8 protein-coding genes are annotated in these 11,150 nt (G+C 55.2%); 4 read left to right on the top strand and 4 right to left on the bottom strand.

Going from position 1 to position 11,150, the window contains the following annotated elements; genetic code table 11:
* Nucleotides 1-188 precede the first annotated feature (188 nt).
* Entirely contained in the window at nt 189-587 is a 399-nt protein-coding gene (locus tag Q0X57_RS05360) for a hypothetical protein (protein ID WP_297728702.1), read from the bottom strand.
* A 518-nt stretch (nt 588-1,105) separates the two neighbouring features.
* On the opposite strand from Q0X57_RS05360, the gene Q0X57_RS05355 reads away from it, so the two are divergent.
* The 4 genes from Q0X57_RS05355 to pepT are packed head-to-tail and all read left to right on the top strand — an operon-like array spanning nt 1,106 to nt 8,473.
* Nucleotides 1,106-4,117, top strand: coding sequence for a tetratricopeptide repeat protein (locus Q0X57_RS05355; RefSeq protein WP_297728699.1), 3,012 nt, complete (start codon nt 1,106-1,108; stop codon nt 4,115-4,117).
* Between the two features lie 43 nt (nt 4,118-4,160).
* A complete protein-coding gene (locus tag Q0X57_RS05350; protein ID WP_297728696.1) occupies nt 4,161-5,969 on the top strand; it encodes a hypothetical protein in 1,809 nt (602 codons plus the stop codon).
* Nucleotides 5,970-5,980: 11 nt separating this feature from the next.
* On the top strand, nt 5,981-7,243 hold the full coding sequence (locus Q0X57_RS05345; RefSeq protein WP_297728693.1) for an HAD hydrolase family protein: 1,263 nt from the start codon (nt 5,981-5,983) through the stop codon (nt 7,241-7,243).
* Nucleotides 7,244-7,258: 15 nt separating this feature from the next.
* Entirely contained in the window at nt 7,259-8,473 is a 1,215-nt protein-coding gene (gene pepT, locus Q0X57_RS05340) for a peptidase T (RefSeq protein ID WP_297728691.1), read from the top strand.
* Between the two features lie 23 nt (nt 8,474-8,496).
* Here the strand turns inward: pepT and Q0X57_RS05335 are convergent, their stop codons facing one another.
* From Q0X57_RS05335 to Q0X57_RS05325, 3 genes are all read right to left on the bottom strand, one after another.
* Nucleotides 8,497-9,393 (bottom strand): diacylglycerol kinase family protein, encoded by an 897-nt coding sequence (locus Q0X57_RS05335; protein ID WP_297728688.1) that lies wholly within the window; start codon nt 9,391-9,393, stop codon nt 8,497-8,499.
* A 12-nt stretch (nt 9,394-9,405) separates the two neighbouring features.
* On the bottom strand, nt 9,406-9,897 hold the full coding sequence (queF, locus tag Q0X57_RS05330; RefSeq protein ID WP_007365465.1) for a preQ(1) synthase: 492 nt from the start codon (nt 9,895-9,897) through the stop codon (nt 9,406-9,408).
* 33 nt (nt 9,898-9,930) lie between these two features.
* Nucleotides 9,931-11,150: PhoH family protein (locus Q0X57_RS05325; protein WP_297728683.1), on the bottom strand; the 1,220-nt coding region annotated here is incomplete at its 5' end.

Raw genomic sequence — 11,150 nt, 5'->3', positions numbered from 1 at the left:
GCGTCCGGAGCAGGGCGAGCTCCACTCCAAATTGCATTTTGGAGTGGAAAATACGGTTTTCCCGACATGTTCTTCGTAAAGAGACTCTTTTTGAAGATGAATAGCCCCCTAAAAACAACTAGAGACCGTAGCTAATTAGCAACAGTCCCTAGAAGGATAGGAGCGAAAGATACGGACTATACAGCCGACTATTGCTGTCCCGTTAGCGTCATCGAGCGAAAGTCGTCTATCGCCTTCACGAATTCCGCTAGGGATACACCATCCCACGTGGCACCCTCTGTTGGACGCTGATACTTAGGGAGGATTACGATGTGATTATCTTCTAGAGTCAGTGCAGAGGCTAGGTTTGTAGCCATTTTCTCGCTGTACTCTTTTTGGCCAGTGAGGGCTCGCACCACCTCGACAGCCTTACGTGTCGTAGCATCAGCCTGAGCCAGTGTTGCATCCTGCTCAGATATATGCATGACGGTCTTTATAACCTTTGCGATCTCTTGCTGAGATTCATCCAGCGTCACTTGTTGCTGTCCCTTTGCCACGAGTGGTAGCAGGAATAGGAGCAAAGCGCATAACCATGTCGTATGTTTCATCGTTCTAAAAGCTTATGAGTTAGTATTCTTTTGATCTCTTGATCTGTCCACGCACGTCCGCATCTTCGCTCTCCTACTTCTTTAGTTTACACGCCTTGTGCTAGGCGATGGTAGCAGACTGAGACCTCTTTCCATATCGCAAAGATAGTTTTTTTTGTACACAGCAAAAGATGTGAATTTCTGCGCTCTCCCCGAAAGCTCACGAGGAATTTCCCAATAGCTCACGAGGAAACGGAAATTCCCCACGGAACCGGGAAATAAAAGTTCGGAAGAATGAGATGAAACTTCGGAAGAAAGATTTCGAACTTCCGAAGAATTTTTCGTTTCCTCGCAGGATAATCAACAATCTCCACCGAGGAATTGTCCGATTTCCTTGATAGTGCCATCGATGAAGTCATCTTGTATCAGGTGTCAGACTTGACTATATTTTGTCCTCAAGAGTTATTTCAGTAGATTTGCGTTAGAATCGATTGGGCGTATCCAGAGGACTTCGCCCCCATAAGATAAGACTACTACCGATGAACTACAAAGGATACCTATATACGCTACTGCTCTGTGGTAGCTTGCCACTAGCCTATCCACTACAGGCGCAAGAGACCTTTAGCAGGCCCACCGAGCAGCATGCCATCGAGGTGACTCTCGCTGCTGGCTCACCCCTACGCACCATGACGCTCCTCTCCTCTACACGACGTCTGAGCGAGGCGGATGGGTGGTTTGCCACTTATGGGGCGCATCTGCTGGGTCGTCCGAGTGCTGCAGCCGAGCTGGAGGAGTATATCACCAGAGAGCCCGTCTCCCGTCAGGCCCAGATAGCGCGCATAGCTCGTGCCACACACTATCTATATAATAAGGAGTACAATCGTGCTCGCCATACGCTAGAGCAGGTGCGTGAGCGGACCTTGACACGTGAGGCGCGGAGCGAGTGGCAGGTCAAGATGGCCTATGCGCTCCTACTGTCTGGTCGCTCTGTAGATCAGGTGGAGCGACTCTTTGAGTTGACCGCTGCTAATGAAGGTTACTGGGGCGATGTGGCTAGGCTCTATCTAGCGCAACTATACATAGCGCAAAACAGTCTGGACAAGGCTGAGCGCACGCTCCTCCCGATACAGGATCAGGGAGATCTGCAGTATGACGCTCGTCTAGGACTGGCGCGGATAGCCCTCTATCGGCAAAACTATCAGTCGGTGCTCACGCACACCGAGGCACTTGCTACGGCACGCCTCTCGGAGGAGCAGCGCACGGAGAGTCAGATCCTAGAGGCAAACGCTTGGTATCGTCTGGAGGAGCCGAGCAAAGCTATCGAGCGCCTCGCTCCACTAGCAGAGCAAAAGGCTAATGCCCTAACACCCGAAGACCAACTTATCCTCGCTGCGGCTTACATGGAGACGGAGCGCACGGAGCAAGCGATCCCGCATCTACTCCTAGCAACCCGTGGCGATGCGGAGACGAGCGGGGTGGCCAACCTTTACCTAGCCCGTGCTCGTAGAGATATGGGGCTTTACTCCGAAGCTTTGGCCTCCTATCAGGTGGCAGCAGATAGAGCTGTAGCTCCTACGATCCGTGAAGCAGCTATCTATGAGCAGGTATTGCTGATGCGCAGTAAGGCGGGCGGGTCGTTTGGTCAGGAGGTGAGGCTCTGCGAGGAGTTTCTCAATACATTCGCCCAGTCGGCACACCGTGAGGCGATGGAGCACTTCCTCATTGAGAGCTACTACCGCAGCCCCGACTACCTGACTAGTCTAGCCTCGATAGGACGTATCAAGAGTCCTTCGCCCGTTATTGTAGAGGCGCAGTGCTATCTGCTCAATCAGCTCACACAGCAGGCGCAGCAGGCGGGCGACCTAGCCCTAGCACAGCGCTACAACCAGCAAGCGCAAGGGCTCGGCACGCGCTCCACACACCACACTGAGGCGGAGCTACTAGGGGCGCAACTCCTCTCTCAGCAGGGAGCCTACAAGCGTGCATCTCAAGCCCTCACTGCTATCCTCAATAAGCGCACAGCTACTAGCGAGCAGCTACAGATAGCTCGCTACTTACTGGGCTACAGTCAGATCAAGCAGAAGCAGTACGGAGCTGCCACGCAGACGCTCTCTATCTTACTCCAAGAGGGCACGCTCGATAATACACTGCAGGCAGATGTCCACGCCCGCCTAGGCGATGCGCACTATATGCAGGGGCACTACACGCCTGCCGTACGCTACTACGAGGAGGCTTACAGGATCGCTCCTGACAATCAGGTCTATGCGCTCTATATGCTGTCCGACATTGAGGGTCTCAAGAAGGACTACAAGGCGCAGATAGCTGCACTTGATAAATTGATCGCTCGCCATCCGAACAGCCTTTACAAGCCTCGCGCTATGTATGATCAGGGACGAGCTATGGAACTGTACGGACAGCATGCGGAGGCTATCGGAGCTTTCACACGCCTGACGCAGGAGTACCCGCAGAGCGAGTATGGGCGCAAGGCTGCCTTGCAGTTGGCACTACTATATTATAATAGGAATGAGACGAACCGAGCTATCGAGACTTACAAAGCGCTCCTCGCGGAGGCGCCACAGAGTGGCGAGGCGAAGCAAGCTTACGAAGCGCTGAAGAGTATCTACATTGAGGAGGGACGCTCCACAGAGTTTGTCCAGTACGCCAACAGCATCGGAGGCAGCTACGCCATCAACGAGAGCGAGGCGATGAGCATCTCCTTCGAGACGGCCGAGCGTGCTTACCAGTCCCGACAGCCACAGGCAGAGCGCTTGCTCAAGGAGTACCTAGCTCTGAAGCCACAAGGTGCATCTTCGCTCTTAGCGCACTACTACTTGGGAGACCTCTACGAACGTGCTGGCAAGGAGGCGGACGCTCTAGCACTCTATGAGCGCATCTACCCCAGTCGCAAGCAACTGTCGCAGGAGCTACACATTGGTTTGCTCCAGAAGATGTCTACGATCCGCCTTCATCAGCGAGCCTTTGCGCAGGCATTGCCTTTGCAACAGGAGCTACTCACACTACCGCTAGCCCCTGCGAGCTATCAGACGACACTGCTCTCAGCTACCGAGAGTGCGCTCCAAGCGGGACAATATGCGTGGGTCATCAAGGTCGTGACCCCTCAGCTAGACAAAGCTAAAGGATGGAGCCAAGAGCAACTAGACCTCTTGACTTGTCGCCTAGCTACCAGCTACTTGAAGACAGGTCGTGGCAACCAGATCGAATCTTTGCTAAAGCCTCTTGTCGCTCGTATAGGGACTTACGCTGGCAGTCAGGGGACACTCCTATTAGCTCAGCACTACGTCTCCAACAAGGTGCAGCAAAGCTACTCGAAGCAGCTACTGGACAAGCTGGTCAACGAAGCTTACCCAGACCCCGATCTATCTGCCGAGACGATCATAACGCTCTCCGACTGGTACCTCGCCAAGGGAGATCCCGACACGGCAAGACTATACCTAGAGAGCTTGCTCAAGAACTACACCGACGAGACTTCGCTGATACGTCAGCGCGCCACAGAGAAGCTCGCACAGCTTCGCCAGCGTACGGCTCGCTAATGCGCCTCTCGCCTTCCATTTCTCACGATTAAGCCTATCATCGATGAAACGACTATACATACTTCTCCCAGTACTGCTCAGCAGCCTGCTCCCAGCTTTAGCTCAACAGCCCACCTCTCCAGCCAAGCGTGACACGATCAGCCGTGAGGTCACCGTGGTGAGCGACAAGGTGAGACAGATAGATGACACCAATCCTATCTTTACGCTGATACCTCTGACCAAGCCTCAGATAGAGCGCTACAACCCAGCCACACCTCGCTCCACGAGAGACTTCACACCGACCCTCTCGCCAGCGCCGACGCCTCAGCTGTCTAGCTTTGCCAGTGAGGTGCCTCAGCCTTACAATGGGATCATGGCTCGGCTCTTCGGAGGCTTTGCACCGACTTTCGGTGGGGATCTGGCGGGGCAGTGGCACTTTGGGAGCAAGCACAATGTCCTTTCTCTCGATCTGACGCATCGCTCAGAGCTTTTCACGCTCAGCAAGAACGGACCTAACCGCTCTGTGCATGGACCTATGGACCAGTCCGATGCGGACTATCACTACCTTGAGGAAGTTCCCCGACAGACGGAGATGTACCGCCACGCTACCGAGGGAGTCCTAGGCTACAGCTATCACTGGAAGGAGAGCACCGTCAAGCTACAGGGAGGCATCCGTAGTCACATCTTTGCGCACACCCCTACGCAACAGCGGATGCAGATAACTGCGCTTCCCCTACTAGACCGCACCCGCTGGCAAGACAAGCTACGCGAGTACAGTATGACGGGTCGCATAGAGAACCTCCAGGCGCATAACTGGTCCTTCGACCTAGGCGCACGCTACGCCTTCCTATACCATTCACTACCTAGCCCAGCCCCAGGCGACCTCCTAGCTAGCGAATATCTACATACGATTGACGCTGATGGAGCTACCGCTGTGCAGCTCTCTGAAGACTGGTCTCTCGGACTGAGCGCCGATATGCGTATCCGCACGAGCCAGCCGTCACAGCTCTTCCTCCTAGGGGCACACCCGCAGTTTCGCTATCGTGGGTTCGTTAACTTTGCCGACCTAGACTTCTCAGGCGGTGTCGGCGTGGACTTTGCCAACCAAGAGGTGCTGGTCTACCCAGAGGTTCGTCTGTCGCTCTCTGATCAGAGGCGCTGGGAGTGGTACCTGCGGGCTTCGGGCGGAATACAAGATGTCAACCCATTTGACTACCTAGCTCGCATACCAGGTGTCATGCTCAACGTATTGCCTAGACCAGAGCGTCAGCAGCTCGGCTCCCGCACAGGCATCAAGCTCCAGCTCGGCTCTGGCACCTACGAGCTGTACGGCGGGTACGATCACTATGGCCGCACTTACGGCTTCAATCTCCTACCCTACTACACTGGCGAAGAGCTTTACTGCTCATGGCTACAGTCGCAGCGCAATGATTACACGAAGCTTGACATCTTCTACGCAGGTCTAGACCTCTCTACGGTCATCGCAAAGGTTTGTGAGCTGAGCCTCGGAGCGCAGTTCAACCGTCAGGCGAACTTCTCCGTCCGCGTCCCCAAGCCTTACTTCCAGAGCTATGCAAAGTTGGCTGTCCGTCCTACACGTCGCCTAGACCTTCGTGGGGTGGTTTACTACGACACCTGTCTCTCGCCCAAGATCCTTCACCCCGCTCAGGCTCCCAAGACTGGGCTTCTAGTGGGCGCAGCGTGGGCTTCGCTCACAAGGTTTACCGCTGAGGTGACGGCGCAGTATCGCTTGACGGATATGTGGACGCTTTTTGCCACTTTCGACAGTCAGTACTATGGACTAGGTGCTTACAACATGACGCAGCCCTACAGCGGGCGCATCGGCGTACAGTTTAACTGGTCCGCATTATAATAAGGAGTCCTATGACAGATCAAGTAAAGAGTGGTGGCTATAAGTTCCTCGCCATCAAAGACCGTGACTGTCTGCTCGGGAGCAATGGGCAGATAGCGCTAGAGGACCGCGAAGCCCTCCTAGAGGTGCAGGAGGAGTACGCTCTACGTGTGGCGATCGCCAGCGAAGCGCCTATGACTAGTCTCCTGAAGTTCTCCGAGCTGCTGCAACTACCGCGCAATAGTGGCTACATCATCTCCCATCTAGGCGCACGCGTTCACAACTGTCGCACGGGTCGTGAGCTGGCCTCTCGCCCACTCCGTCCCGCCGAGCTCACCCATCTCTACGAGCTGGTGAATAGCGACTACACGCTAGCACTCATTGGCGAGAAAGCCCTCTACACTACGAAGACCCATCAGCCACGTGTCCTACAGCTCGCCAAGCTTTGGGGCATGCCGATCTTAGAATTGGCCGAAGCCGACGAACCCTTCCAAGCTCCCTCCGAACCAATCTTTAGAGCGCTTATCTTAGCCAGACAGGATCGACTGGAGAAACTGAGCGAACGGCTCAAAGCTGAGCAAGCCTTGACCGCCACCCTCTACGATGAGCCGATGAATGAGCTCTCAATCGTAGCTTCTGGCGTCAGCCTGCGGGGAGCGCTGGACTTTATCCTAGACCGACTAGACCTCAATCAGCAAAACATCATCGCCGTCGGCACCACTCTAGAGGATGTCGCCATGGTACAGCGCGCTGGACTAGGCGTAGCTATGGCAAACGCTCCCGAGCCGCTCAAGAGTTGCGCTGACTATATCACCACCTCTTGCGACGCAGCGGGCTTAGCCCACATGATTACCAAGCAGATCAAGCTGCGCTACGATGGGGTTCCCTTTGACCCAGAAGATGCCAACGCTATCATGCCCAACACGCTCATGGGAGCGCTCGGCATGCGCTGCACAGAGATAGCGCAGGGCTATGTCACGGGCACGATGCCCGTGGACAGTCGCACGAGACAGCCGATGGGCATCCTGCACGGAGGTGCCTCGCTAGCCTTTGCCGAGACCCTCGCAGGGCTAGGTTCAGTGGCTATAGCCAACGAAGGCGAGATACAAGTCGGCATGCAGGTGAGTGGCTACCACGTCTCCTCGACAGTCGTCGGAGACACCGTGCGCGGCGTCGCCACGATACTTCACAAGGGGCGCAGCACCCACGTCTGGAACGTGGATATCTACTCCACCCAGAGCGGTAAGCTCATCTCCACCTGCCGCGTCATCAATAGTATCCTCAAGCAGCGCTAAGCCTTTGCACACACTATGAGTCAACTCCTAGAGCGATTCCTCCGCTACGTAAAGATCCACACCACCTCCGATCCGAATAGTCCGACGAAGCCCTCGACCTCCTGTCAGTGGGACTTGCTCCGTCTGCTTCACTCGGAGCTAGAGGCGCTACAGATACCAGCTACCTGCTATGATGCGGGCTATGTGATAGCACAAATACCCGCCACGGCCGGTTACGAAGAGGTTCCCCGCATCGCGCTCCTCGCTCATGTAGACACCTCTCCCGAAGCTCCTGGAGAAAAGGTCTCTCCCTGCCTCCACCCTAACTACGATGGCAAGCCAATCCAGCTCAAGGGGAGCATACTCAGTCCCAGCGACTACCCCGACCTGCTACGCTATGTGGGGCATACGCTCATCACGAGCGACGGGACGACACTCCTCGGAGCCGACGACAAGGCGGGCGTCGCCATCTTGATGACCCTCGCTGCGGAGCTGCAGAGCAAGCCCGAGTTAGCGCACGGACCTATCGCACTTGCCTTCACGACAGACGAAGAAGTGGGACGAGGTCTAGAGTCCTTTGACGAGAGCCAGCTTCAGGCGACCTACGCTTACACCATCGACGGAGGACTTGAGGGCGAGTTTGAGTACGAATGCTTTCACGCAGCCTCTGCACGCATCACCGCCACAGGACACAACGTCCACCCAGGCAATGCCTACCACACGATGCGCCACGCACTCCAGTCGCTCATCAAGCTCGACTACAGACTAGGTTACACGCACGAGCGACCCGAGGTAACCCAGGGACGAGAGGGCTTCCTGCACTTATGCCACATGGCGGGAGATGTCTCGTCCGCAACCGCTGAGTACATCATCCGCGACCACGACCGCCAGCTCCTAGAGGAGCGCATAGCACGTATCCGAGAGGTGGCTCAGCAGATCAACGAAGAGCCACACACCGCACAGCTAGCGATCGAAGTCTCCTACCAGTACCGCAACATGTACGACTATATCGCTCCGCACCCTGAGGTCATAGAGCATGCGGTGGCAGCCTACGAGGCGGTCGGTGTCAAGCCTATCATCCAGCCGATACGTGGTGGCACCGATGGAGCGGTCCTCTCGGAGCGAGGCATCCCCTGCCCTAACATCTTCACCAGTGGGGGCAACTTCCACTCCATCCATGAGTACTGCTCGCTCGATGCTATGGAGCGCTGCCTCTCCATCCTAGTGCGACTCATCAGAATGTATATCTAGCCTTGATAGAGCTAGCTCTTATTCTAACTTCTTGGTAGTGGCACCAAGATAGGGAGCTGTTGCTTTTGGATCGTAATCTCAATGCGACGACCTAGCTCGAGGAGCTCGCCGTCCACCTGCGCATAGCCCGCCTCCTCACGCTCTATGACGAGATGGTCGGTGCGGTAGATGTCGATGGAGGCGCTCTCGTTGATGTTCTTAGTAAAGAGGTTGATCGCCACCTGCGGAGCCTTCAGTAAGGACATGTTGCGGATGACCACCACATCAAAGAGACCGTCGTCCAGCTCCGCCTCGGGAGCTATGATAGCGTTGTTGCCATACTGATCCGCATTAGCGCAGGTCACGAGAAAGGCTTTTTGCTCGATCACCTCGCCATTGAGATGGAGGCGATAGAGCGAGGACTTGTGCTTGATAAACTGATCGACCGTCGAGATGATATACGAGAGCGGACCACGAAAGCTCTTCTGATCGTAGCTAGCCGTCACCTGCGCATCAAAACCTACGCCAAAGGTAACGAAGAATGGGACCCCGTTTGCCTCACAGCAGTCGATCCGCTTGACATACCCCTTGCGAATGACCTCCAGCGCACCCTCAGGATCCATCGGTATGTCTAGAGAGCGCGCCAATCCATTGCCCGAGCCCATCGGGATGATGCCCATCGTCATATCCGTAGGGCGTACCGCATCGGCTACCTCATTGATCGTGCCATCACCACCGACACCGATCACCACATCAAAGCCCTGGGTCGCCATATCGTCTATGATCTGCGCCACGTGTCCCTGCTCGTTGGTGTAGACGAAGTATAGCTCGCTACCATTCTCAGAGAGGATGTTGTAAGCTAGCTCTGGGATACTCGTCTTTCGGCTTGTACCAGAGTGCGGATTGATGATGGTCAGGTACTTTCGCTTAGCCCCTTTCATACCGCAGTCGATCTAGTGGTGGAAGGCGAGCATACGCTCACGCGCATACGCCTCATATGGAGTGCCAGGGCGACCGTAATTGCAAAAGGGCACAATGCTAATGCCCCCGCGAGGAGAGAAGTCGCCCGTCACCTCGATATACTTCGGATCCATCAGACGGATCAAGTCGTCCATGATGATGTTGACACAATCCTCATGGAAGGCGCCATGCGAGCGGAAGCTAAAGAGATAGAGCTTGAGGCTCTTGCTCTCGACCATACGCACGTCAGGGACGTACTCTATATATATAGTAGCGAAGTCAGGCTGCCCCGTGATCGGGCAGAGCGCTGTAAACTCTGGGCACTCGAAGCGTACGTGATAGTCTCGGTCTTGATGCCTATTCTCAAAAGCCTCCAGCACACTCGGATCATAGTCCTGTGCGTAGACTGTGCGCTTATTGCCTAGTAGGGAGAGCCCCTCGACGGCTCCATCACGAGCCGTGGAGGGAGATGTGGTTTCTTTCATATTAGAGGTTTGGGGGTATCTACAATATTAGAATTAGAGCAGATGCGAAGCCAGCTCACTCAGCTCGCTACGCTCGCCCTTGATTAGGTTAACATGAGCGAAGAGCGTCTCGCCACGCATCCTATCGATCATGTAAGCGAGACCATTGCTCTGGCTGTCTAGATAAGGCGAGTCGATCTGATCCACGTCACCGCAGAAGATCATCTTCGTCCCCTCACCAGCACGTGTAATGATTGTCTTGACCTCGTGCGGGGTTAGGTTTTGCGCCTCATCAACGATTACGATAGCGTCCGCCAAGCTACGACCACGTAGATAGGCGAGCGCCTCGATGATCAGTTTGTTGTCCTGCTGTAGCTTCTCCAACTCAGCCTGTTGCTTGCCACCTTTCATCTGAGACTTGATGACATTCAGATTGTCAAAGAGTGGCTGCATATAGGGTCTCACCTTCTCCTGCTCCGTACCAGGCAGAGCGCCTAGGTCCTTATTGGCGAGCGCCACGATAGGCCGCGCCAGCATAATCTGCCCGTAGTGGTCGGCTTGGTCGAGAGCTGCAGCTAGAGCTAGGAGCGTCTTGCCCGTACCAGCCTTGCCCGAGAGCGCCACGAGGAGCACGTTGGGATCCATCAGTACGTCAAAGGCGAAGGCCTGCTCCGCATTCCTCGGCGTGATGCCCATGTGGGTATACTTATCGACTCGTCGCACCATCGCCTCAAAGGGGTTGTAGCGCACCAGCACACTGCTCTGATCGCTCTTGAGGACGAAGCACTCATTGGGCTGTATCTTACTGCCGAAGTCCAGCTCGTCGAGTGAGATGCCCTGCTCATTGTCGTAGAGACGGTTGATAAGCTCTGCATCAATCCCCTCGAAGGTCGGCTGAGCCTGGTCAAAGAGATCAAAAGTCGGCACCTTATCGTTGAAATAGTCCTCCACAGGTATGCCGAGCGACTTAGCCTTCATGCGTAGGTTGATGTCCTTGCTCACGAGTATGGTGCGCTCGGAGGGGTTTGCCTCAGCGATGTGTAGTGTAGCGCTCAGGATCTTATGATCAGGGATGTTTTCGCCAAAGGCATGCGCCACACGCTCGTGGGGTTTATTGCCTAGATAGACGTAGAGGCGACCTCTCCCCTCTCCTAGGTCAGCGCCATGCTCGAAGAAGTCAGCGCCAGCCAGCTCATCAAGCTTGCGAACGAAAGCACGTGCGTTGAAGTTGATCTGATCGGAGCCTTTCTTAAACTTGTCTAGCTCCTCTAGGA

Source organism: uncultured Porphyromonas sp., assembly GCF_947254915.1.
Classification (GTDB): Bacteria; Bacteroidota; Bacteroidia; order Bacteroidales; family Porphyromonadaceae; genus Porphyromonas.
Note: the sequence above shows the minus strand (reverse complement) of the source record. Positions and strands in the feature narration are given on the sequence as shown.